The organism is Marinicrinis sediminis (genome assembly GCF_042685085.1).
In the GTDB taxonomy this organism is placed as follows: domain Bacteria; phylum Bacillota; class Bacilli; order Paenibacillales; family KCTC-33676; genus Marinicrinis; species Marinicrinis sediminis.
In genome coordinates, this window is the sequence record NZ_JBHUMM010000045.1 from 159,921 (window position 1) to 184,586 (window position 24,666).

Consider the following 24,666-nt stretch of genomic DNA (forward strand, 5'->3'; position numbering starts at 1 on the left):
AGAGCGGTGATCAGATCGCATTATTGGTGTTATCTTGGTTTTGTTTTGAGCTGTCTGATCTCCGTCTTCTTCCTGTCCTGGAGGCTTCATGCAAAATAAAAAGTTCCCTTCTCCTGTGCAAGTTTTGCAGGAGAAGGGAACTTTTTATTTATGTTTTGATATCCGTATAACCTTAACCAAAAATGGCATCAATCAGATTCGTTGTTTCCGGTGCCGGGTACAGAATATACAACAAGTAATAAACAGCGACTCCTGTTATCGCGGTAATAAACCAAATGACCGCAGTCGGTCGGCCAAGTCGCTTATGCTTCAGAAAGTTGCCCGTATAGGCCAGCTGAAGCGTAACCAGTCCCATTACCGCAGAGACGGTAGCCAATACGATGTGGAAGATCAGAAAGATTCGGTACAATGTCTCCATGCTGTCTGGACCCGCAAATGGCGTACTGCCATAGCCGAAAGTCTTCGTCAGATAAATCGTAAAGAACAGAACCGCACTGATCGCTCCCCATACCATGACTTTCTGATGGGCTTCGCGTTTTCCCTGGACGATGAGACGCCAGCCAACCGCCACCAGAATCGCACTCAATACGATAAAACACGTACTTATGAATGGAAGTATATTTGCCACAATCATCCCTGCCTCTGTTTCCCAATTTCTTTCTACTGCATGACGATGCCACAACGCCTTGAAAGCAAGTCATGACACCACCAGATGGCGATCATTATGCCGGGTCCATCGATGGAGGCAAATCGTCCTCTTTCTCCGGATTTTCATTGCGATACCATTCCTTGAATACATACAACAGCAAGATGCCATACAACGTTTCCTGCAGCAGCTTCATAATAACACCGCCTAGCTGCTGATCATCAAGGGCTGACATGGAAGTAAAAAACTGCGGTCCTGAAAATTGTGTCAGCACCCAGTCCTGTCCCGCCGGAACACAATAGCCCATGGCCTCTGCCCAGATGGTGGGATCTGTGAAGGTGTTGTACATCGGCTCATTGGCAAAGACAATGAGCGCACAAGCTGGCGTAATCAGCACGCCGTTGGCAAAAATATAGCCCATCTTCTTCAATCCGCTCAACTGTTCTTCGTCAGACAGCGGATTGATGATTGGCCACCACATCATGAGAGAGGTTACCAGCAGCAATACATAATACGCAGCATGGACTTCATAATTCGTCATAACGTAATCATGAATCGTCGGAATATGGTAGAACGAAAAGGCTGCATTAAAAAATACCATGGTAAGCAATGGATGCATCAGGAACTTCAGATATTGCAGCACACGGATGCGCAGCAACGGGCGCAGCATCCATGCCGGAATTCCGATGAGCAGCAACGGGGGAACCAGAATGTAGGACACCGCCATATTGAACATATGGGCACTGAACATCAAATGAGCCAGCAGACTTAGCGGTCCGGCCTGTGTCAGATACAACAGCGTAAGGCCGATTAAAAATACCGCTTTTCGCCACCACGCAACCGCCTCTGACTCCTTGAAACGGATGCTCCACGGTCCAACCAGCAGCAGATACACAATGGCTACCCCGATAAACAGCAACAGAAACAGTGGACTCCAGATCGCTTCAAAGCTGAAATATTGCAATCCTAGCATATATCTATCCCCTCCTCTTCAAAAGAGAGATTCGTTAAAACGTGACATCCTGAACCCTGTCAAACGATTCACAATCAATCTATCCGTATTGTACGCCAAGCCGCGTACAGATGTAAAATGAAAGTTGTCCCATCACGAGGAAAATCGCATAGCTTGTTGAAAAAAAAGGGAGCATCTCTGCTCCCTTTCCGTCTTCGTCAACCATCTCAACGATTTGCTGTTTACCACCACATCAAGAACAGGGCAGCGGCTACTGCAGTGAGTGCCGTAATAAAACCTGTGAAGAGCGCGATAAACGCGTAGACATGACCTTTGTCTTTCATATGCATCCAGAATGCAAGCTGTACAATAACTTGCACCATCGCCATCGTGACCAGCAGGAAGATGACGAATCCGCCACTCAGAGCATCGTTGGCTGCCGCCACGAAAGCAATAAAGGTCAAGATCATGGATATGGCATACGTAATAATATGATTCCTCGGTCCTTCGTGTACCGGGCCTCTTTTTACCTTAGAGGCTGGTTGCTGAGTTACTTGTTGTTGTCCCATCAGCTTAACCTACCTTTCCCATGAGGTATACGAGAGAGAAGATGAATACCCATACGACGTCGATAAAGTGCCAGTAGAGACCTGCGACATAGAACTTTGGTGCGGTTACAGTCGTAATCCCCTTCTTGCGTGCCTGCACAATCAGCATCGTAATCCAGGTTACCCCGAACGCCACGTGAGCGCCGTGGAAACCAACCAGTGCATAGAAGGAGGAACTGAAGGCACTGGTTCCGAACTTGTGTCCCTCATGCACATAATGATAGAACTCATAAATCTCCAAACCCAAAAAGCTTACACCCAGAACAACCGTCAGGATTAGCCAGTTAATCATGGCCTTGACATCATAGCGGTGCATCGCCTGGGTAGCAAACACACTGGTCAAACTGCTTGTCAGCAAAATGAAGGTAGCAATAGCAACTAGCGGAATGGAGAACAATTCGTCAGCAGTCGGTCCGTCCAGCACCTGTCCCCGCAGAGCGAGGAAGGTGGCGAAGAGCGTACCGAACAAAACGGTCTCTCCACCGAGGAACAGCCAGAAGCCAAGAACTTTATTCTTTCCTTCCAGCGTGGCGATTTCGGGTTGGTGCGGCTTTTCGCCCGTTACATGTGTTTGGCTCATGCTTTTACCCCCTTATCGTCTTCCAGTTCCTCTGGTTCAATATGATAACCATGATCATCAATGACCGATCTCAGGAACATACACGCAAATGTGACAACCAATCCGATAATGCCGACAACCCAGTTTCCAAAGATCATATTCAGGAATCCGTTGTTGAATTCATAGCTTTGGAACATAAATCCGATCCCGGCAATAAAGAGTCCGAGTGACATGAAGAACGGCAAGAAAGAAGCATTCGGCATATGAATGGAACCCACCGGTTCCGCCGGAGTCATTTCCTTGTTGCCAGCCATTTTTTCTTTCCAGAAAGCATCTAATCCACGCACAAGCGGCGTTTGCTTGAAATTATACTCTGGCGGTGGCGAAGAAATCGTCCACTCCAGTGTACGACCATCCCATGGATCTGCTGGTGCGTCTGCTTTTTTCAAGGTAGTGATGAAGACGTTGACCAACAGGATAATCGTCCCGACCCCCATCAGCAGAGCACCCATCGTTGAGATAAAGTTCAGTTCATTCCAGCCCGTCTGGTTATCCAGATACGTGTATACACGACGCGGCATGCCGTCAAGTCCGAGCAAATGCTGGACGAAGAACGTCAGATGGAATCCGATGAAGAAGGTCCAGAACGTCCATTTCGCAAGCGTTTCGTTCAGCATGCGGCCAAACATCTTCGGCCACCAGTAGTGTGCCCCGGCAAACAGACCGAACACCACGCCACCGATGATGACATAGTGGAAGTGAGCGACAACGAAGTAGCTGTCATGATATTGATAGTCAGCAGCCGGAACGGAAAGCATGACGCCCGTAACCCCACCCATGACAAAGGTCGGAATGAATCCGAGTGCAAACAGGTTCGGGGAATCGAAACGAATTTGTCCGCCCCACATCGTTAACAGCCAGTTGAAGATCTTGATCCCTGTAGGCACAGCAATCAACATCGTCGCTACGGAGAACAACGCATTCGCGATCGGCCCCATGCCGACCGTAAACATATGGTGAACCCATACCATGAAACCAAGGAAACCGATCAGCATGGTTGCAAAAACCATGGAACTGTATCCAAACAGTCTCTTCTTGGAGAACGTACTAATGACTTCGGAAATAATACCAAATGCAGGCAGTACGAGAATATATACCTCAGGATGCCCAAAGATCCAGAAGATATGCTGCCACAGAATCGAGTTACCGCCACCTGCGATGTCGAAGAAATTCGCACCGAAGATACGGTCAAAGGTCAAGAAGATCAGTCCGACTGCCAGTGCCGGGAAGGCAAACAGAATCAGCAGGGACATGACGAATACCGACCAAGTGAAGAGCGGCATTCTCATGAAAGACATGCCTGGCGCTCTCATATTAATAATGGTAGCCAGGAAGTTAATCCCCCCGACCAGGGTTCCGATACCGGCAATCTGCAATCCAATGGCATAGAAGTCGATCCCCATGCCGCTGTAAGCATCGGTCGCCAACGGGGTATAGGAAGTCCAGCCCGCGTCCGGGGCCCCTCCTACAAACCAGCTGACATTGACCATTAGACCACCAAAGAGGAAGGTCCAGAAACCCAGTGAGTTAACGAATGGAAATGCCACGTCACGTGCCCCGATTTGCAAGGGCACAATCGCGTTCATCAGTCCAAACAAGAGTGGCATCGCTGCCAGGAAAATCATGGTCGTTCCGTGCATCGTCAATAGTTCATTAAAGGTTTGGGCGGAGACGAGATCGTTCTCCGGGGACATCAATTGCAAGCGAATCAGAATGGCTTCCAATCCACCGATGAGGAAGAAAAATCCACCCGCTGCAAAATAGAGAATCCCGATCTTCTTGTGATCCACCGTTGTCAGCCAATCCAGCCAACCATTGTACTGTTTTTTAGCATGAGCCAATGTATGTTACCTCCTTTTCACAGCGTCCGTCTATTCAAGCGTCAAGCTTTGCAGATATTTGGTTAATGCATCAAGCTCTTCATCCGTCAATGGTACGTCTGGCATCAGCACGCCCTCTTTGACACTTTCAGGGTCATCGAGCCATTTCTTGATCCACTCTTCGGTGTTCGGACGAATACCGGCAACCAGCTCACGATCTGCAAAACCTTTCAGATTCGGATAAAGTCCGCCCTGCGTTCCGTCAACTGCGTGGCAGCTCATACATTTAGCCTTGAAAATTTGCTCGCCTAGTGCCAGGTCATCCTGCTCCGCAACCGGCTGAGTCGGCTCCAGCATCTTGGCGACCCACTCCTGATATTCTTCTTCCGTTACAACAATCACTTTGAAGTCCATCAAGGCATGGGAAGCGCCGCAAAGCTCCGCACATTTTCCTTTATAAACGCCCGTTTCCTTTGCATCGAGATACATCTTGTTTGTCATGCCCGGGTTCGTGTCCATTTTTCCGCCTAGCCCCGGCACCCAGAAGGAGTGAATGACATCCGTAGAAGTCAGTTCAAAGGCAATTTTCGTATTGACCGGAATCACCAGATCCTGGGCCGTAGTAATGCCATGCTCCGGATACTGGAATTCCCACCAGAATTGGTGACCAATAACTTTCACCTGCTCTGCTTCCTTGGTTTCACTATAGTCCTTGGCAAGCGCAAAGGTCTGGGATACCATCGGAACAGCCAAAATCAAAAGCAATACGAGCGGAATAACCGTCCATACGATTTCCAGCACATGACTGCCTTCTGTTTGCTTCGGTACACCGGTTTGATTTTTACGCTTTCTGAACTTCACCACGATGTAAGCGTATAGCACAAATACCACAACAAGAACAAAGAACATAATAAAGAGAGATAGCTTGATCAGCGAAAGTTGATCCTCCCCTACGCTGCCTTTCGGATTCAGCGGACTTGCATCGTCTCCTAAAATACTGCTGCATCCAGATAATACGAATGAGAACAGCAATAACAAAGGTGCCAGTCGCTTCGCCAGTTTCCACGGTTTCACAATATCAACCCCACTTCTCTGTAATTCATTTTAACCTTCCAATCAACCATGATGATGCCTAAATTTATAACCATTACCATGAATGGAGATACCTTGTCAACAAACCTAATCACCCTATTAACTATAAATACGATGAAGTTTTTTGTCAATGAAATTGGGGCATAGTTTAAGGAAGTTCACAAAACGTTCTAAAAGCTTGCAAGCCAGTCTGCACGGCGCTTCCGGCCGTTTCTGGTTAACGTTCTCAGACATATTCCGCCCCATTTTGCACATGCTACGTACATGCGATAACCAGGCTGCACCAGATATCAATTTTTTAGAGGAAGGACTGGTTCTCATGCGTACCCTGATTCGCACGACATCCCTTCGTCTCATCATTTCCATGCTGTTGCTGATCCTAATGTCAGCAGCGTGCCTCAGTGGCTGCGGCTATACGAAAAACTTTGAACAAAGCGATTACAATGCAGGTGGAGGCATTCCCGCACGCGAGAAAGACCCGTACAACCGGGCATACGGCTTCACCATTCAGAACGAGCGCTATGATCATCACGGCAACACGCATGCCGCTCTCAGCCAAAAGGCAGCCAACCAGGTCATGAAAATTCCCGGCATCGCCCACGCCTATGTGTTCATCACGGACCGCAATGCCTATGCGGCTATCGTGCTCAATCATGCTGCAACCGGCGTCAACAGCGACGGCAATCGACGCAGTGATACGACCAATGTCGGCAATTCGGAAGGGGTTTACAACATCCGCAATGGCGGTTCCTATCTAAATCCCCGCAAGCTGGTGGGCGACAGCAACTCCTATTATACCCTTAACAAGCCGGCGGACATTAGTCATGTGCTGAAGCAGCGTGTGGCCATCGCCATTCGAAATGCACAGCCTTATGTACAAGAGGTGTTTATTTCCGCTAATCGTGACTTTGTGAATGAAGCGAATGTCTACGCCCAGAAAACCTGGCTCGGTGAACAGACCGACCTGAATATGAACCGGTTCAATCAATGGGTGCGCAGCCAGTTTAAGCAAAGTGAAACGCAGTAAGGTTGCGGCCACACCATAAAAAAGCTGCAAGCAGGAAGGGAGCCAGGCATCGCCTCATTCCTTTGCTTGCAGCTTCTTTCTATGTTCTCCTTGTCGTGCACGATCGATCACTCATGCGTTTTACTGCTTTTGCTTCTCATCTCAATATCTCCCGATCCGGTTGAAATTTCAACATAATGGTTACCTTCTCCAGCGACCGCCGAAAATAAATGACGGGATTGCGCCAGATTACGCAAATCCACATCCATGTCTATAACCTGGTCACCGGAACCTGATCGGAAAGTATAGGTGGTGTCTGCAGGATGAACGCGATAATCCAGACTTACATCCCCAGACCCGGTCTTCACAGACACTGTACGGTCTCCTGCCATGGCAGGAAGTGCAACAGATCCAGATCCCGTACGCAATTCGGCCTCATGCCAGTCCGATTCGCTCAGCTCCATATCCCCTGAAGAAGCATTCATCGTCAATCGCTTTACCTGAATCCGCTTCACAGTCTGGGAGCCACTGGAGCTGGTCATATGCAGTCTGTCTGCCTGCACCCCCTCTAGCTTCATGTCTCCGGAGGTCGCAGCCACCTCAATCTGTGCCAGTTGACGGGCGGGAATCTGAATCTGAACAGAGGGAGCACGTCCCCAGTTGAACCAGCCCTGCTGATGTTTCTCTATATTTACACGTGTATGCGAGCCGCCGTCGATATGAATCTCATAATGGTCTTTATGCTTCTCCGCACCATGAAGCTGTACGGAAATGACATCGCGGTCCTCCACGGCAGTCAATACAATATCCATGGAGCTGGACAAGACCGTTAACACTTCAACCTCTAAGGCATCGTATTCCTTCATATCGAGAACAACCTGCTCATGGTTCCATACCGGTGTTTGGTCAGAAAGCAGCGCAACCAGATAGATCAATCCGGTCAAGATCAGCAATAAGCCAATAATATTCTTCAGGCTCATGTGCGGTTCCCCCTTCCTGTCTACATTCCATACGGGCCTGCTAAGATCTGCAAGGCATCCAGCCTGCTGTACTTAGCCTCATGTTAACGTATGCCAGTCATAGACAGGTAGTGTCTGCGGTCATATGACGGTCACAACAAGTCAGTGAGTTCTCCTCCGGACAAGTCGGGACAGTGGAATCAGGACAGATGAGCAAGGATATACACACGGTCCGGTTGTTGCTTGTCATCATAAGCTAATCGTATACCCTACCGGCAAGGAGGTGTATCTATGATCCGTCGTTCTGTCATCACACGCAAGATCCGAATCGGCCGTAATAAATATGTACTCGTCACCGTCAAGCAGATTGCCACAGCGATCGCACCAAATGGAAATGCCAATGCGACCAACCAGGCTGCCATCACCGTGAAACCAATGCGCAAAAAAAGACGCAACCGCAAATGGAGGTGGCGTCGTAAGTTATCCTCATAACTGTTGAAGCAGGCGAGGTCTCCGTCCTCTCACAGAACGTATACAGAGCCTGGCAGGATCGCTGCATCTTGCCAGGCTCTCTCTCCTGTCTGCTTCCTGTTCGCTGCAATCGGGTTACTGTACGGTCTTCCCCGCCTGATGCAGGGCTTCCTGAACACGGGTGACCCCTTGAGACATGGCATGCCCGCCACCGAGCGCAGCCGCTACCGCAGCCGCCTCCAGCACTTGCTCCTGTGTAGCACCATGCTGAAGCGCTTCTTCCACATGATAATACGTACATACTTCATTGTTATTGATCAAGCTGATCCCTAGCGCAATCAACTGTTTTTCAGAGGCAGAAAGGGCCCCTTCCCTGAAGCATTCCGCAGTGAAATGATGATACGATTCCACCATCTTCGGCATATGGTTCTGCATATGCCCGACTCCGATCTTATAGGAGCCCACCTTTTCCAGTACATCGTGATGCACGCATCTGCACTCCCTTTCTGTTGCTTCTGCCGGTCGATTAGGCATAGGAGCCTGCAACCATCTATGAAGAACCATCTACTTGTAAGATACCCTGAAAATCGCTTCCCCATTCCAAATGAAGTCCGGTATAATGGTCAGAGGACATCGATGACTACAGGGAAATCAAAGGAGTGCTGGATATGTACAAGATGATCACCATTGATATCGACGATACACTGATCAATGATCAGAAGGAAGTAAGCGAGGGAACCAAATTGGCCTTGCAGGCAGCCGTAGACAAGGGGGTCATCGTGACTCTTGCGACCGGTCGCATGTTTGCCTCAGCGAAGCAAATTGCCAAACAGCTGGATCTGAATGTGCCAATCATTACGTATCAGGGGTCCCTTATCAAGAACTGTCTGGATGAGACGGTGCTGTATGAGCGCAGTGTGCCTTCAGAAGCCGTTGCGAAGCTTTTTGCGTTTGCCAGAGACAAAGGACTTCACCTTCAAGCTTACTATCAGGACGAGCTGTATGCGGCAGAAGTCAACGACAAGCTGCTGGCGTACTGCGAGCTGTCCAATGTGCCTTACAAGATCGAAAGCGACTTCGAGAAACTCTGCATGATGCCGATGACAAAGCTGATCATTATTGATGAGCCTGCCCTGCTGGATGAGATTGCTCCCCAGCTAAGAGAAATCCTCGGTGACGAAGTGCATGTCACCAAATCCAAGCCCAACTTCCTCGAATTTATTCACCGGGAAGGTACGAAGGGCTCAGCCGTCGCCTTTCTCGCCGAACGCTATCAGTGCGAGCTGTCCGAGGTGATTGCCGTAGGGGACAGCTGGAATGACCACGATATGATCGAAACGGCCGGCATGGGGGTCGCCATGGAGAATGCGGTGCCCGCTCTCAAGGAAATTGCCAACTTCATTACCCACAGCAACAATGATGAGGGCGTTAAGCATGTTATCGAAACCTTTATTCTGAATGCTGAACAGCCGGTAAAATAAAGGAAGCAAGCAGGTGCTTCGGGTTTTTCCATCTGCTGACCTTTGGATTGGACGTCATGACGACCACCAGATTCTTGCTGGGGACGACGAACAGATACTGACCACCGTGACCTAACGCAAAATGAACCATCGTCCCCTGTATGATCTGGTTCCACCACTGGTAGCCATATCGACCGTGCTCCGTCACTTCTGCACTGTGCGCGGTCCAGCTCTGTCGAATCCACGATTCGCCGAGCAGCCTGCTGCCCTTCCACATACCGAGATTGAGATAGAGCTGGCCCAGTTTGGCCACATCACGAATGGCCATCGATAAGCCCACATGCCCCTGCGTATGACCTTGCGGATCGGCCTCCCATGTGTAGCGCTGAATCCCAAGTGGATGAAACAGCCGCTCCTCCGCGAGCAGTGCCATCGACTTGCCGGTTGTGTCGGATAGATAGATCGACAACAAGTGGGAATCCAGACTGCAATATTGAAAATGTCCTCTCAGCTCCCCATGCATTGACTGCTCCAGTATAAAGCGAAGCCAGTCCTCGCTATGATGCAAGCCCCCGATATGCTTCTCACCGAATTTCCTTCCCACCTCCCATTGAAAGCCGGACGTCATGCTCAAGGCGTGATGCAGGGTCATCGTTCGCTTCAGCGACCCATCCTCTCTACCCTTCAGCAAATCTTCAAGATCGTAACTTCGTTCCGAATGCCATCCCTTCAGTCCGTCCAGGAGCGAATTCTGTACATTCTGCTGTACAGGATGCACGGTGCCCAAGACGGCGGAAGTGAAACTTTTCGTCGCTGAGCGCAGATCCATAAGCGTCTCTGCCGTGCAGCCATGAAAATAGCGCTCGTACAGAAGCTGACCATGACGAAGGATACAGATCCCATACAAACTCGGGTATGCAGGCAGTCTCGCCTCCATCTCTTCCAGCTTCGCTACATTTATCATGGATCCCCTGCCCTCCTCCCGCACTTCCTTCTCTTGTATGCTCAAATAAACACATTCCACTATAAAAAAAACCACTGGATCACTCCAGCAGTCCTGTTCGTATGCATGTCATTTTCATGCTTGCCATTCTATCTATTCTATCTTGCTATCTGGCAACCTTCCAACCTTGCTTGTCCATCGAATCCGGCTTAATCCTGTCCCTGATCAAGGCTGCGCTGGGGTGTTTCTTCCTGTTGACCTGCTCGCTGCGCTGCTCTGGCCTTCCATATCTTCACGCCCAGATAAATCGCGGCGATGAGACCACCAGTCCAGGTGAGAATCAGTGCATAGCGAGTGATCAGCTCACTGATCCGTTCCCATTTGGGCCCAATCAGATACCCCAGTGACACATACGTGACGACCCAGGTAAACGCCCCGCTCCATACATAGATAATAAAGGAACGAAACTCCAGCGACATGATCCCACCGAAATAACCGGTAAAATGACGGATGCCCGGCAGGAAATAGGAAATAAACAGCAGCTTGTTTCCATAGCGATTGAACCACTTCTGAACCTTTTTCCGCTGCTTCGGTCCCATGAAGAATTTCGCCCCGTATTTCTCGAAGAACGGATAGCCGACCGCTCGTCCGATAAAGTACGTAATGGTCATTCCCATCGAGGTCCCGAGACCTGCAAGCAAGATGCAAACGAAATAGTTGAGGTCTCCCCGATAGGACATCACTCCTGAATACCCCATCACAAGCTCACCGGGAAAAGGCAAAAACACAAATTCCAAAAAAAGCCCGACAAACAAAATCAAATAGCCATACTCTTCAAACCAATTCTCCACGAGCTCCAACGATCATTTCTCCCATGCGCTTTGATGTGCTGACTCCCCCTCTATTGTAGGGGATTTCACGCACGTCCGCAATCGATTCCCGCTTGTCAGCCGATAATGACGCGCTCTTCGGGATATCGAATCTTCGTCTTCTTGTCCCGCTGGAAGAACAGCAGCAGCGAGAGCAGGCCGATCCGTCCCATGAACATCAATAAGATAAGAATTGATTTTGACTCCGGATCGAGATCCCCCGTGATACCCATTGACAGTCCTGTCGTCCCGAAGGCCGACGAAACTTCAAAAATAACCGCATTCAGGGAATGACGCTGGGACTCAAACGTATCGACACAAATAATGCCCGCGACCACGATCAAAATCGCCGTGGAAAAAACAACAAAGCTCTTCATGACGTCTTCCTGGCTGATTCTGCGCTTGAACGCACGAACTTCGGAATTTCCTTTTGCGTAGGCAATAATAGCCAGGATGACGATAGCGAAGGTCGTTGTCCGAATGCCGCCGCCCATACTCGACGGACTGGCCCCGATCACCATCAAGGTGGATATCAGAAACTGGGTCGGCGCTCCAAAGTCAGCGACATCCATCGTAGAAAGCCCGCCATTGCGGGCGGTAATGGAGTTGAAAACCGAGTAAGTGAGTTTCTCATGCCAGCTCTTGTCTGCAAAAAAACGCTCGTTTTCCATCAACCATATACCCAGCACTCCAATGATGAAAAGCACAACGAACGTTGTCACCGTAATCTTCGTAAACAACGAGAAGCGGAAATGCTCCTTCCGGTGTTTGATAAATTCCCACACTTCAATGAGAACCGGGAAGCCAATCGCTCCGATCAAAATAAGCACGATAATAATCAGCTGGATCACATAATCGTCCTCGAAGCTCCTGAGCGAGTTCCCGAACGTATCAAATCCGGCGTTCGTAAAGGCCGCTACCGCATGAAAAGAGCCATAATAGAAAGCTTCCTTCAGGCTGTCTGTAAAACCGGTGAAATACAAACGCAGGGTTAGCAAAATCGTTCCGATAAATTCAATGACCAGTGAAAACGTGAGTACGAAGCGCAAAATGCGCACCAGCCCGGAGAGCTGCTGCCGATTCTGGTCAATCATCATGAGACGCCTTGCACCGAGTCCGATGTTGCGCCCGATAACCAGATAAATAAACGTACCGAGCGTCATCAGACCAATTCCCCCAAGCTGGAAAATCGTCATGATGAGTGCATAGCCATACCCGTTAAACGTATCCGCTGTATTCACCACCGTCAAACCCGTCACACTCAGGGCACTTACGGCTGTGAACAACGCATCGATAAATGAAAGTTGGACACCTTGTCTGTGGAATACGGGCAAATACACCAGTATGGTTGAGACCAGAGCGGTAATAAAGTACATGAAAACAATCGCTCTGACGGGCGTCACTTGCATCCTGTAAAATTTCATTCTGTTCCTCCGACGATCTATGATTTTAATTTGCGTCTAGGCAATCGCCAGCCGAAATACACCGTCAGCATACGCAAGACGACGATGGCAATGAACAAGACCACAAGCTGCCAGGGCTCCTGTCCCCAGCCGTATGCAATCGCCAGCCCTCCCAGCATGGCCCACATCGCATAAATTTCTTCCCTGAAGATAAGCGGCTTCCGCTTGGCAAGTACATCCCGAATGATGCCGCCCCCGCTACCTGTCAGCAAGGCCGCTACCACGATCGCACTGACCGGATGATTCATCTCACTGGCATATAAGGCCCCCTGAATGGCGAAGGCTGCCAGACCCAGCGCGTCAAAGAACGTCCAGTGCTTCAGAAAATTAAACCAGATGCTTGGCATCACAAACACGACCGTCATGGTAATGAGTGCAATAATGAACAAATCTCCGTGATTCCATAAGTTAGATACGGGAACCCCGATCAGGACGTTTCGCGTTGCCCCGCCGCCAAAAGCAGTCACCAGACCCAATATGTAAACACCCAGTATGTCATACTCTTCTTCCATGGCCACAATGACACCACTTACGGCAAAAGCAATGGTGCCGATAATATTTAGCATGTCCCAAGTCACGCAGAACGACCCTTTCCATCTTTCATCCGTTTCTTTCAACCCAATCGTTGGTTCACGTGTATTATGGGTGAAAATGACCGATTGTGCAACCCCAAAGATGGGAAAAACGCGCATCGAGCGTACAAAAAAACGCCTTTCGGCGTTAGGGCATTACCCGATCATCAACTTTTCCTCGACATATTTATAGTCCTGCTGATTGCTTGTCTGAGACATGGCATAAGCCAGCGTTAACGGTCCAAGACGACCTATGAACATCGTGGCAATAATGACCACTTTCCCCCAGAAGGAAAGCTCATAGGTTAGACCCATGGACAAACCGACCGTGGCGAAGGCGGAGGTGGATTCGAAGAGAATTTCCATAAAGTCCTTCTGCAGACTGTGCTCCGTCAAGGTGAGCAGCAGCGCCGACAGCAGCACGACCATGATCGAGATCATCACCACGGCGAGGGCACGAAACACCAGATCAATGGCAATACGCCGCTTGAAAATATGCATATGTTTCTCACCGCGTATGGTGCTCCATATCGACAGCAGCAGGATGACCATCGTGTTGGTCTTGATTCCGCCTCCTGTTGAACCGGAAGAAGCCCCGATGAACATAAAGAAAATCATGACGAACTGGGAAGCGGTCATCATATCCGGAATATTGAGCGTGTTAAACCCGGCCGTCCGGGTGACCACACCCTGAAAATAACCTGCCCACAGACGCTCCGAGAATGACAGCATACCGAACGTCTTCGGGTTGAACCATTCAATCAGGGTAATCACCAGCGGGCCAGCCACACAAAGAAACAGTGATGCAGAGAGCACAATTTTAGTATGCAGACTGAAAGCGACCCATTTCCGTTTTCGAATCACATCGAGCACCACAAAAAAACCGATACCGCCGATTAAAAACAGCATCGTGATCACCATGTTCACAACCGGGTCCCCGACATAACGCATCAGGTTATCCGGCCACAAGGAAAATCCGGCGTTGTTGAAGGCGGAGATAGCATGGAAGACCGCATAATAGCTGGCTCTCGACCATCCGAGATCTGGCGCAAAGCGGATGGTCAGGATGGCGGCTGCCACCGTTTCAACGACTAGCGCGATGAAGAAAATACCCAGCGAAAGCTTGACGACGCCAGCGGGATTGACCGCATTGGTCGATTGTTGCAACAGCATACGCTCCCGAAGACCGATCCGCTTGCCGAGCAGGACGGCGATGAGCACACTGAAGGTCATGAATCCCAATCCGCCGATCTGTATGAGCACCATGATGACCATCTCTCCGAACACCGAGAACTGGCTGGGCGTATCGATCACGATCAATCCGGTCACACACACGGCTGATGTAGACGTGAAAAGCGCATCAATGAAAGACAAATCCTGACCTTTCTCAGAGGCAATCGGCAGGGATAACAGCAACGCACCCACGATTGTCACCAACATAAATCCATTCACCAAAAACCTCGAAGCCGCAAATTGTGCATGCCTTCTCTTCATCTTCGGTCCCTCTTCTCCACGATATGCTGTTTTCTATTCTATCCGATGTTTTCTATCTCTCTTGTATCTGTTTTGTATCATATAAAAAGACATCCCGGCTTGTCAGGGATGTCTTGACACTTCTCTGTCTCGGGATTCCCTACTTGGCTGGAATCGCAAACGACAGGCAGCTGCCTACTCCTTCAGTTTGTTGAAGCTTCATACTTCCTCCAAATTGCTCGATCATCAGTCTGGCTACTCTCAGATAGATCGGTTCTACTTCAAAACCGCTGTTGCTCGCACCTTCATTTTCAAAAGTGAAGGAAATATCGACCCAGCCAGAGCGATTGGACAGCGCCTGAATATGTAACGATCCTTCTTTTGGTGAACGGCTCCAGGCAAACTCACAAAGACTGGACAAAATTTTCTGCAACGCGTAACCGCCCATCGTAATCGGAGGCAGCCATTCCGGCACATCCACGGATACATATAGCTCTTTTTCCTTGAATCGATGATTGAATTGACTCAATACCGCCGTTACTTGCGGCTCCACCTGCAACTGCTCCATGGGCTCCTTGCTCTCACGGTTCAGATGAATGATTTCATTGAGCAACATAATAAACTGATCTTTTTCCGATTTTAAAAATTCGAGGTTCGTTCGAACAGCCTGCTCGTGATCGAACTGGTTCCTTAGATACGCATTCAACCACATCGTCATCGATTCGTCCGCATCATCCATCACAATCGGATCTGATGCCTGCTCTTCCTTCGATGCTGCGATCTCATTTTTCACCACCTGCTTCAATTTCCAGGTCATATCATTCAGCTGACTGGCCAGTTCCTGAAGCTCCTGCGGACCCTCTACCATAATCGGTTCCTCGAATTCTCCGCGTGCCACCTGCTCAGCCCGTTCACTTAGCTTGTCAATCGCTTCACGGAACATTTTGGCTTGAGATGACATCATCCAAATCGCGATCAATAAACCGACCAGAGATACGCCGATAAAAATCAGAGCGCTCAGACGCTCATCCGGAAACAGGAAATACAAACTGACACCTGCTGCCACTGACAAAAAAGGAGCAATTAACCCTAATTGAGACAAGTAACCCCGCAGTTTCATTCGCTCACCTTCATCCTTTTGTCTAGTATTTGTACTCCTATCATACTAAAATTCTACCAATTGTCACAATAGTGAGTTGAATGGCTAGGTAATTGTGTCCATGGCTGGATTTGGAATCGGCACGATGAAGCCAGTGCAGACCACGTATTTCACCGTTTTACTACGACAAGGAGCACAAGCGAAAGGACGGCTGGTAAACATTAGTGTCTCTCAGAGCGACTTAGATATGTTAGCCTATGTCTGTAAGTGAAAAGCGATGCCTTCCCTTCATCAAATCAATCTATATATCATTTAACAGGAGGTTATACCCTTATGAAAAAGAGATATCGACAACATCGTGCGATCAAATGCGCGGTTGCAGCCGCTTTGATTGTAACCGGAGGGACTTTTGCACAGGGTTCAGCAGAGGCTGCCCCTGCTTCTCATACAACGCCAAAACCATTTTCTCTGTGGGGTTCTTCGAGCCATGCCAGTCCGTTCGGCTTTTTCTCCGTTCCCGAGGCAGTTCCCGCGGCAAAGAACAACGCCACCCCGGAATCGAATGAAAATGAACCGGCAAACATGAAGTCCGAGAAACATGTGGAAGCATCGTCTGCCAAGCAAGAGGCTGACGATTCAGCATCTTCTGTCGAACAGACTCCTGCCGAACAAGCTCCGGCTGAGGAAAACCTGGCTGTAAACGAAACCGAAGAGCCGCTTGATGAAACGGCTGCCCTGATTGAGGAGATCATTGCGACCGGTAAAACGTATTTTGGCACCCCCTATGAATTCGGGTCCAACCGTTCGACCGTTGATACGTTCGATTGCTCTGATTTTGTGAAGCATATTTTCAAGGAAGTCGCGGGTATCCAATTACCCAGCAACTCCCGCACCCAGGCTGATTTCGTCAAAGAGATCGGCGAAACCCATACCGACTGGGAGGATCTGACTCGCGGAGACCTGATGTTCTTTATGAGCTATAAAGGCAGCAAGGAAGCCGACTACAAAGGTATCGACAAATCCAAACAGCGGATCAGCCATGTCGGCATTTACTTGGGAGACGGTAAAATTCTGCATACCTATTCCGAAAAATCGGGCGGAGTACGCATCGATGATTTCACCGACAGACACTGGGAATACCGGTTTGTCGTTGGAGGCAGTGCGATTCCATCATCCCATTAAAAAAATGGCGGTAGCAGGCTCATCAGCCTGTACCGCCATTTTAACGTTTCACTGAAATCGCAATGAGATCACCAAACGAATGGCCATTAGCCCGAACCGCTTGCAGAAGAAGGCGAAGAGATTACCGTGAATCTACGAAAGCTCTCCACGCGGTTACGCCCTTTGTGCTTGGCCCGATACAAGGCCTGATCCGCCTCTTCAACCAGTTCTAGTCCGTCTGAATGTCCGTTCCATGTCGCCACCCCTACGCTAATCGTTAACTGGTAGGGACCCAGCGTATTGATCTCAACAGCAGAACGCAGCATCTCTCCATATCGATAAACCCCATCCTCATCACACGCTCGCAGAAGTACCACGAACTCTTCTCCGCCGTAGCGCGCCATGAACTCATTGTCTTCCACCTGCTCCAGCATCGTCTGGGCAATATGGATCAGGGCCCGATCCCCTTCAACATGACCGTATGTATCATTCAATTTTTTGAAGAAATCAATATCAAACAGAATGAGACTGAACGGTGTATTCGTTCGTTCCGCTTCCTGCACACACTTCGCGATCTCTTCATCAAACGCTCTGCGATTATATAATCCGGTGAGAGCATCCACCTCCGCCAGCGACTCGGCCTGCCGGAATTTCTCATGTAAAACGGATCGCATCACATCCACCCGGCGAATCAGTTGTCCAAGCTCGTCCTGCTTTCCGTAATACGGGACAGGTACATCAAAGTGCCGGTAGGTATATTCCGCCACCGCCCGGTTCAAGGCATTGATCGGCGCGGTAATACTGCGAATGCGTCTTGTGATGTTGCGCAGTGATATGAGAATCAACAGCACAATCACCCCTGCCGTGACATACAGTGCAGCTACGACCGTATCCTTCAACTGGTTCCGTACACGCTGATACTCATTGGTCACCATCGTTTCAGCGAATTGATTCAGGACACGAAATTCATCGAACCACCGTTTTCCATCCATCAACGTCTTTTCTGGAATGGTCTGATTGAATCGGACCAGCTTCACCTGTGGTTCCCCGTATATCATTTGCCACTCATCCGCCGTCTTCAGCATGTTCATAACGGGCACCGTAAATTTCTCATTGTCTGACAACCAATCGATGATATTCGATTTGGATTCGCTATATTTGCTCACACCATCGTAATAGGGGTCCAGAAAGGACTCATTGCGGGATAGAGCAAAACCCCTCTGTCCGGTCTGCTGATCGATCATCGCCTGCTTCACGCGTTCCAGTTCTTCTCCAGCAATCTCTAATTCACTCATATGTTGATATGAACTCGTAAAGTCCCATACGATAAAGGTTATACTCGACACAAGCAAGATCGAAATCAGAGCACCGGTCATGAGTGTATGACGAATCATGCCTCTCCCCAAACTGCTCCTTGTTTGCAATTTCATCCTACCTCTCCCTGCAATGTCAATCGTTCTTGATTTGGATTCATTGTATAGAACCTTTACAGGAAATTCAAATTATTTCACATGCATTGAAAAAGACTTGACGAAAGAAACGAACTCTGCTTGCAAGAAGATGGGAGTCGTGATATGATAATCCCAATAATTCATACTATTTTAATCGGAATTGTTGGTATTAAACAATCAGGAGGAATGTTGCATGCAAATCCCATTATCGATTCCTTACCAGCAGCTTGAGCTTGCCGCTACGCTTCATCTCCCTGGTGATCTGGCACAGCCCGGTGTCTCCACGCCGCTTGTCCTGATCTGCCATGGCTTTACAGGCAGCCGGATCGGGGCAAATCGCCTGTTCGTCCATGGTGCGCGCGCCTTGCAGAAGAAAGGGTATGCCGTGCTCCGTTTTGATTATGCCGGATGTGGTGAAAGCACCGGAGATTATGGCGCTGAGGGACTGCAATCCATGGTGCAGCAGACGAAAGCTGTGCTGGACTATGCGAGACATTCGCTTGATTCATTCACACCCAGTGAGATTATCCTGCTCGGTCATAGTCTCGGAGGCGCAACAGCTGTCCTGACCGCAGTGACAGAGCCGCAAATTGACAAGCTGATTCTCTGGGCGCCCGTCGCTCATCCCTATCAGGATATTATGGAGATTGTCGGAAAGCCCCAGGTTGAGCAGGCGCTGCGTGATGGAAGTGTTCCCTATCTCTCCTATCGCTTGCAAGAAAGATTCTTCCATTCTCTACAGCAGTGCCAACCTTTGTTCGATGCCCAGCGCGTACAAGGCGATGCCCTGATCCTGCATGGCTCATCGGATGATGTTATCCCGACGGACTATTGTTTTCTGTATGACAAGGTATTGAAGCTTCGCAATGCCGGTACCGTCAGCAAGGAAGTTCTGTTTCAGGCCGATCATACTTTTTCCCGGCTGGAGCATCAGGAACAACTGTTTGAACTGACGCTGGCGTGGCTGGCGCGCATGGATCGCCGGCAGGACTGGCAGGGCTGGAATATATAAAAAGGTGCACGCTGATCGGTTTGGCCTTCGTCTGGTTGACATGGCTTTTTCCAATCCGGCGTGCACCTTTTCGGTTATATGGAGGAAACAGAGCCCGCAATACGGGACACCTTCTGTACATACTGCTGGGTTTCCGACGGCAGCAGATGCATCTTCTGCCTTACCTCTTCATCTGTCTGAATACCGAGCCTGTCCACTCTGCCCGGTCCAGCATTATAGGCGGCGAGCGCGACCATCTCCTCGCCGTGGTATTTGCGAAGCAAGGCAGCCAGATACTTGCTTCCTCCCATAATATTCTCATACGGATCATAGGGATCCTGAACGCCCAGCTCTCTCGCGGTTGCGTCCATGAGCTGCATGAGTCCCTTGGCGCCTGCAGAAGAGGTGGCATAAGCCTGGTAACCGGATTCCGTCTGGATCACTGCCCGAATCAGAGAACTGGACAGACCGTAACGCTGTGACGCCTCTTCAATCATCTCATCATAGCTTGCGGAGGCAGGGGTATGAAAGGTTGTTGTTGCAGGAACAGGTAGAGCCGATGAGAGTTCCGGCATCTCCATGTTGAAGCTTCCTTCCCACCCGTTCTTGTGCTTGAGCATGAGCAGTGCCGATTCCGCAGGAATGATCCGTTTGGAAGCGGACCCTGCAAACAGCAGCTTCTCCAGTTCCGCAGCAAATCCTGTCTCCCATTGCCCGGGATCAGGCATCGACAACGGTGAAGAAACAGCAGAAGCAGAAAGAGGCAGGACTTGTTTGGCTTGCTGCATCGCTTGTTCGGATATGCGCAATGGCTCCACCCACACTTTCATTTTTAACTCTATCATAGCGGATCGAAAGATTTTCGTATAGCCTTTTCTAGTCCGTTTCAAGCATTTTCACACGCTGTTGCCTCATGTTCTAATCGTGAAGGTGATGCTCGATCAATCGTTCCAGAGGGGCGATGAATTCCTGAGCGTGCGGAATGGTCGACGTTTTCAGCATGCCCAGCATGCCCTTCAAAATCACCTTTCGCGGAACAGGCTGATTCAGTTCCTCTTCCACAACCAGCAGGATGGAGTTCCATTCCTCTACCATCTGATTGTCAAATTCAGCCTCGGCCAGATGCATCTTCAAATGGTCGATCGATTGCTTCACCTGTTCAATGGTTGGCTTGGCAAGATCTGCATGCTCCATCATCGGCTGAACCAGCTCTTCATTCAGAATGGGCTGTGGTCGACGCTTGACAAGCCCGGCTGCGATATCTTCCATGCATTCGACCAGATAGACGGCAATCCGTCTGCTGTCTATCTCCGTCTTATCCAGGATGATATGACCCATATATTCATTGACCATACCGTGCAGGATCGTAGAACAGTCGTAGGCATAAGAGAGAATCGAGTCACCGAACAGATCGATGACCGCATTCGTATACCAGTGGAAAGTCTCGGCACGCATCTTGGATACAAACTCATAAATTTCACTGAGATTTTTAAACGGCTTTTCTTTCATTTGCATGAGTATAAAGTCACGATGGCTCTCAAACACTTCAAACATCGCTTCGATCTGGCGAATGATTCGCTCTCGACTATCCAGGGAAGTATCTTCCGCAATCCGGGTTAAACGTCCTGTGAAAAGCTCATAGTAATACTGAAAAATAGAGAGCAGCAAATCCTCTTTTGATTCAAAGTAGGAATAGACTGAGCCTTTCGACATCCCGCAATGTTCGGCAATTTCCTGAATAGTCGTTTGATAGTACCCTTTTTCTGCAAAGAGAGCGATCGCTTCTTCTATTATTTGCGTTTTTTTCTCCAGCAAAAGGTTCACGTCCTTCTTTATAATTCGGTGCTCCGTGTCTTTCTTCTGAATTTGGACAAAAATTCATAGACAACCGGCACGATGATCAATGTTAACAGGGTCGAACTGGTTAATCCTCCAATTACCGTAACACCAAGTCCTTTGGAAATCAAGCCTCCCGATTCGAATCCAAGGGCAAGCGGCAACAAGGCGCCAATCGTCGCAAGTGCCGTCATCAGAATCGGTCTGAGTCTCGTACCCGCTGCTTCCAGCAGAGCCTCTCGAACAGTCAGACCTTCCTTTTGTTTCTGAATGACGCGGTCGATCAACACGATGGCATTGGTCACGACGATACCGATCAGCATGAGCGCGCCAATCAGGGCGGTGACACTAATGGTCTCACCCGCCAGATACAAGCCGACCAGACCGCCAATAACGGTAAACGGCAAGGAGAACAAGATAGCCAGCGGCGTCAGTCCGCCTCCGAAGGTCAGCACGAGAATAAAGTATACAATCGCAACCGCAGCCAGCATAGCGAGACCGAGCTGCCTGAATGATTCATTCATCTGTTCGGTCACACCGCCAAATGAAATCTCTACTCCATCCGGCAGTTCAAGGGCGTCCAGGGCTGTCTCCAGCTCTGAGGAAGCTTTTCCTACATTAGAGGTCGTTACATCAGCGGTGACCTCGACATAAATACGTTCATCGAGTCTCGTCAAGGTATCGGCTGTCTCTCCCTCTGCAATGTCCACGACTTCGCCAAGCGGAACCATCATCCCGAGCGGAGAGGCAAGCTGTACCTGCTCAAGCGCTGTACGATCCGCATATGCTTTCTTCTCTACCTTCATCACGACATTGAGCGTCTGACCATCCTTATTAATCGTCGTCAGAACGGGCTGCTCCCGAACCGGGGCCAGCGCCATCGCAACCTGGCCTGCTGTCAATCCGTACTGACTCAACTTGGCTTGATTGGCTACCAGTTGATATTGGTCATAGGCGTTGGACAGACTGGAATCGATATTGGCAAATTGCCCTTCTTCCTCCATGACGCCCGTCACCTGCGTGACCACCTGTTTCAGATCTTCCATCTTGTCCCCGTATATATTCAGGGTCATCTGGTCGCCGCCAACACCGCCGCCTGTCATGTCTTGCTGCTTCCATTCACCTTGTCCACCCATGTCCCGAAGCGCAGACAGAACCGTCTCCTTCTCTTCCTCAAATGCTGCAAAGTCATCCAGATAGGAAACGAAGAACAGAGCCTGCTTGGTGGCACCCGGATTCATCGGATTCTGTCCGCCTACCGAATACTGCATCGTATCTACACCATCTCTGGCCAGCAGCATCTCCTCTGCGCGAAGCGTCATGTCCACAATATCTTCCTTCTTCTCTCCTGGTGCGGGATTGTAGGTGACCATCATCATCTTGTCTTCTTCTGCAGGCAGGAAGCTGAAACCGATCGCCGGGGTCAACACGACCACACTGCTGACCAGCAATACGAGAGCGAGCAAGAACGAAATCAGCTTGTGATTCAGTGACCAGTTCAGGCTCTTCTTGTATGCCGCTGTCAATCTGCCCTGACCTTCCTCTTCATGACGAACTTTCTTCAGTCCTTTTCTGAAGAGGGCGTGCGCCAGCATCGGTACGACCGTAATGGCGACCAGCAAGGAAGCCAGCAGGGCAAAAACAATCGTCAAGGCAAACGGCATGAAGATTTCCCCGATTGGACCGTCTACAAGTCCTAGCGGCAAGAACACCGCAATCGTGACGACCGTTGAGGCCATGATGGGCACGAACATTTCCCGCGTCGCTTCCATCATCAAGGCCTTGCCCTTCAGTTTCTCATTGGAAAAGGACATTCTTCGATAAATGTTCTCAATGACAACGATCGAATCATCCACTACCCGTCCAATTGCCACCGTCATTGCGCCCAATGTCATAATATTGAGCGTAATATCCATCTGATTCAGAATCAGCAGGGCAATCAGTATCGACAGCGGAATGGAGATCACAGCAATCATCGTCGAGCGAAGATTGCGCAAGAACAGCATAATAATCAGAATCGCGAACAGGGAGCCCAACAACGCTTTGTTCAGCATCGTATTCACAGATTTCTCGATAGGCTCTCCCTGATCATAGATGGAAGTGAGCTGCACATCTGCATCATTCGATTGGAACTGTTCCATCCAGTCCTTCACGTCATGCACGACTTCTACTGTATTGGCATCCGGTGATTTCACGATCATTACCCCGATGGAATCCATGCCGTTTGTTCGGGAAATGGACTCCAGTTCGCCTGTCACCTGTATGTCTGCTATTTCACTCAAACTAATCGTTGGCAGACCGGAAACAGCCGGATTTCCAGCTTGTCCGTTTTCAGCTTCAGCTCCTGCCTGAGGAGACGCTGCGGGAGGAGACGCTGGCGCTTGTCCCGCCCCTGGCTGCTGACCTTGCGGTTGCTTTGGTATAAGCGGAATCTGCAGTTGCTCCAGGTCGGACAACGTATGAATATTGCCGTCCACCATGACCGCTTTCTCCGTTTCCCCAAACTCAAATATGCCCAGTGGGGCGGAAAGGGAAGAAGCCTGAATGATCCCCTTCACCTGCTCCGCATCCAATCCAAGACGGGCCATTTCCTGTTGATCAAATGAAAGTTCTACCCGATTGACCTGCTGACCCGAAATTTGGATGGAGGCTACGCCATCGAGTCCCTTCAATTCCGGAATCATCTGCGTTTCGGTCAGTTGGGTCAGTTCATCAAATGGCATATCTCCCGACACACTAAGTGACATGATCGGGAAAGCGTTTAGCGATATTCGTGAAATGTCCGGCTCCTGGGAACCCGCTGGCATCGGAATTCCCGCAATCGCCTCACGGGCCTCATTTAAAGCGTCCTGCATGTTCTTGTCGTAATTGTATTCAATAATGACATTGGACGCGCTCTCGAAGGAAGAAGAACGAATGGTTGTCACACCATCCAGATTTCTCGTGTTCTGCTCCATCGGCTTCGTAATATTGTCCAGCACCTCTTCAGGCGCAGCACCGGGATAGATCGTCGTCACCGAGATAATCGGCACCTCGATGTCAGGCAGTGTTTCCATTTTCATATTCATACCCGCATAAAGACCGCCAATACTCACCATCAAAGTCAAAATCCAGATGGCAAACTTGTTATTCAATGAAAACTGTATGATTCCTTTCAACACTTCCACTCCTTATT

General features: G+C 49.6%; 23 protein-coding genes. 5 read left to right on the top strand and 18 right to left on the bottom strand.

Annotated elements, in window-relative coordinates:
- Window positions 1-172 precede the first annotated feature (172 nt).
- The 6 genes from ACFSUC_RS19080 to coxB form a co-directional block, all read right to left on the bottom strand.
- Window positions 173-634: a DUF420 domain-containing protein gene (locus tag ACFSUC_RS19080; RefSeq protein WP_379931243.1), complete on the bottom strand. Its 462-nt coding sequence runs from the start codon at window positions 632-634 to the stop codon at window positions 173-175.
- Window positions 635-722: 88 nt separating this feature from the next.
- The gene (gene ctaG / locus ACFSUC_RS19085) at window positions 723-1,619 is read right to left on the bottom strand and encodes a cytochrome c oxidase assembly factor CtaG (protein ID WP_379931244.1); all 897 of its coding nucleotides are present in this window, start codon (window positions 1,617-1,619) and stop codon (window positions 723-725) included.
- A 221-nt stretch (window positions 1,620-1,840) separates the two neighbouring features.
- Window positions 1,841-2,167 (bottom strand): cytochrome C oxidase subunit IV family protein, encoded by a 327-nt coding sequence (locus ACFSUC_RS19090; protein ID WP_379931245.1) that lies wholly within the window; start codon window positions 2,165-2,167, stop codon window positions 1,841-1,843.
- 4 nt (window positions 2,168-2,171) lie between these two features.
- The gene (locus ACFSUC_RS19095; RefSeq protein WP_379931246.1) at window positions 2,172-2,786 is read right to left on the bottom strand and encodes a cytochrome (ubi)quinol oxidase subunit III; all 615 of its coding nucleotides are present in this window, start codon (window positions 2,784-2,786) and stop codon (window positions 2,172-2,174) included.
- Window positions 2,783-4,666 (bottom strand): cytochrome c oxidase subunit I, encoded by a 1,884-nt coding sequence (gene ctaD, locus ACFSUC_RS19100; protein ID WP_379931247.1) that lies wholly within the window; start codon window positions 4,664-4,666, stop codon window positions 2,783-2,785. The genes ACFSUC_RS19095 and ctaD overlap by 4 nt, the downstream gene beginning before the upstream one ends.
- A gap of 30 nt (window positions 4,667-4,696) precedes the next feature.
- On the bottom strand, window positions 4,697-5,719 hold the full coding sequence (gene coxB / locus ACFSUC_RS19105; protein WP_379931248.1) for a cytochrome c oxidase subunit II: 1,023 nt from the start codon (window positions 5,717-5,719) through the stop codon (window positions 4,697-4,699).
- 337 nt (window positions 5,720-6,056) lie between these two features.
- Here coxB and ACFSUC_RS19110 point away from each other — a divergent pair, with 337 nt between their 5' ends.
- The gene (locus ACFSUC_RS19110) at window positions 6,057-6,764 is read left to right on the top strand and encodes a hypothetical protein (protein ID WP_379931249.1); all 708 of its coding nucleotides are present in this window, start codon (window positions 6,057-6,059) and stop codon (window positions 6,762-6,764) included.
- A 107-nt stretch (window positions 6,765-6,871) separates the two neighbouring features.
- Here the strand turns inward: ACFSUC_RS19110 and ACFSUC_RS19115 are convergent, their stop codons facing one another.
- Complete coding sequence (locus ACFSUC_RS19115) at window positions 6,872-7,723, bottom strand: DUF4097 family beta strand repeat-containing protein (protein ID WP_379931250.1); 852 nt, start codon at window positions 7,721-7,723, stop codon at window positions 6,872-6,874.
- Between the two features lie 270 nt (window positions 7,724-7,993).
- On the opposite strand from ACFSUC_RS19115, the gene ACFSUC_RS19120 reads away from it, so the two are divergent.
- Window positions 7,994-8,194, top strand: a complete 201-nt coding sequence (locus tag ACFSUC_RS19120; RefSeq protein ID WP_379931251.1) for a hypothetical protein — start codon at window positions 7,994-7,996, stop codon at window positions 8,192-8,194.
- 114 nt (window positions 8,195-8,308) lie between these two features.
- Here the strand turns inward: ACFSUC_RS19120 and ACFSUC_RS19125 are convergent, their stop codons facing one another.
- Window positions 8,309-8,608: a carboxymuconolactone decarboxylase family protein gene (locus ACFSUC_RS19125; RefSeq protein ID WP_379931282.1), complete on the bottom strand. Its 300-nt coding sequence runs from the start codon at window positions 8,606-8,608 to the stop codon at window positions 8,309-8,311.
- Window positions 8,609-8,841: 233 nt separating this feature from the next.
- Here ACFSUC_RS19125 and ACFSUC_RS19130 point away from each other — a divergent pair, with 233 nt between their 5' ends.
- Entirely contained in the window at window positions 8,842-9,654 is an 813-nt protein-coding gene (locus ACFSUC_RS19130) for a Cof-type HAD-IIB family hydrolase (protein ID WP_379931252.1), read from the top strand.
- Here ACFSUC_RS19130 and ACFSUC_RS19135 read toward each other — a convergent pair.
- From ACFSUC_RS19135 to ACFSUC_RS19160, 6 genes are all read right to left on the bottom strand, one after another.
- On the bottom strand, window positions 9,623-10,597 hold the full coding sequence (locus tag ACFSUC_RS19135; RefSeq protein ID WP_379931253.1) for a serine hydrolase domain-containing protein: 975 nt from the start codon (window positions 10,595-10,597) through the stop codon (window positions 9,623-9,625). The two genes, ACFSUC_RS19130 and ACFSUC_RS19135, sit on opposite strands and share 32 nt — an antisense overlap.
- Window positions 10,598-10,785: 188 nt before the next feature.
- The gene (locus ACFSUC_RS19140) at window positions 10,786-11,427 is read right to left on the bottom strand and encodes a DedA family protein (protein ID WP_379931283.1); all 642 of its coding nucleotides are present in this window, start codon (window positions 11,425-11,427) and stop codon (window positions 10,786-10,788) included.
- A 95-nt stretch (window positions 11,428-11,522) separates the two neighbouring features.
- Entirely contained in the window at window positions 11,523-12,869 is a 1,347-nt protein-coding gene (locus ACFSUC_RS19145; RefSeq protein WP_379931254.1) for a TrkH family potassium uptake protein, read from the bottom strand.
- A 17-nt stretch (window positions 12,870-12,886) separates the two neighbouring features.
- The gene (locus tag ACFSUC_RS19150) at window positions 12,887-13,486 is read right to left on the bottom strand and encodes a trimeric intracellular cation channel family protein (RefSeq protein ID WP_379931255.1); all 600 of its coding nucleotides are present in this window, start codon (window positions 13,484-13,486) and stop codon (window positions 12,887-12,889) included.
- Window positions 13,487-13,636: 150 nt separating this feature from the next.
- Window positions 13,637-14,974 carry a TrkH family potassium uptake protein gene (locus tag ACFSUC_RS19155; protein ID WP_379931256.1) on the bottom strand — a complete coding sequence of 446 codons (1,338 nt, stop codon included), beginning with the start codon at window positions 14,972-14,974 and terminating at the stop codon, window positions 13,637-13,639.
- A 139-nt stretch (window positions 14,975-15,113) separates the two neighbouring features.
- Complete coding sequence (locus ACFSUC_RS19160) at window positions 15,114-16,073, bottom strand: HAMP domain-containing protein (protein WP_379931257.1); 960 nt, start codon at window positions 16,071-16,073, stop codon at window positions 15,114-15,116.
- Between the two features lie 312 nt (window positions 16,074-16,385).
- Between ACFSUC_RS19160 and ACFSUC_RS19165 the strand changes: the two genes are divergently transcribed.
- Entirely contained in the window at window positions 16,386-17,234 is an 849-nt protein-coding gene (locus ACFSUC_RS19165) for a C40 family peptidase (protein ID WP_379931258.1), read from the top strand.
- Between the two features lie 86 nt (window positions 17,235-17,320).
- On the opposite strand, the gene ACFSUC_RS19170 is transcribed toward ACFSUC_RS19165, so the two are convergent.
- Window positions 17,321-18,643: a sensor domain-containing diguanylate cyclase gene (locus ACFSUC_RS19170; RefSeq protein WP_379931259.1), complete on the bottom strand. Its 1,323-nt coding sequence runs from the start codon at window positions 18,641-18,643 to the stop codon at window positions 17,321-17,323.
- Between the two features lie 214 nt (window positions 18,644-18,857).
- Here ACFSUC_RS19170 and ACFSUC_RS19175 point away from each other — a divergent pair, with 214 nt between their 5' ends.
- On the top strand, window positions 18,858-19,676 hold the full coding sequence (locus ACFSUC_RS19175; RefSeq protein ID WP_379931260.1) for an alpha/beta hydrolase: 819 nt from the start codon (window positions 18,858-18,860) through the stop codon (window positions 19,674-19,676).
- A gap of 74 nt (window positions 19,677-19,750) precedes the next feature.
- Here ACFSUC_RS19175 and ACFSUC_RS19180 read toward each other — a convergent pair whose 3' ends face one another.
- From ACFSUC_RS19180 to ACFSUC_RS19190, 3 genes are read right to left on the bottom strand one after another with little or no spacing between them, the layout of a single operon-like run.
- Window positions 19,751-20,545 carry a lytic transglycosylase domain-containing protein gene (locus ACFSUC_RS19180; protein ID WP_379931261.1) on the bottom strand — a complete coding sequence of 265 codons (795 nt, stop codon included), beginning with the start codon at window positions 20,543-20,545 and terminating at the stop codon, window positions 19,751-19,753.
- A 28-nt stretch (window positions 20,546-20,573) separates the two neighbouring features.
- A complete protein-coding gene (locus ACFSUC_RS19185; RefSeq protein ID WP_379931262.1) occupies window positions 20,574-21,470 on the bottom strand; it encodes a TetR/AcrR family transcriptional regulator in 897 nt (298 codons plus the stop codon).
- A 17-nt stretch (window positions 21,471-21,487) separates the two neighbouring features.
- Complete coding sequence (locus tag ACFSUC_RS19190; protein WP_379931263.1) at window positions 21,488-24,649, bottom strand: efflux RND transporter permease subunit; 3,162 nt, start codon at window positions 24,647-24,649, stop codon at window positions 21,488-21,490.
- Window positions 24,650-24,666: the final 17 nt, after the last annotated feature.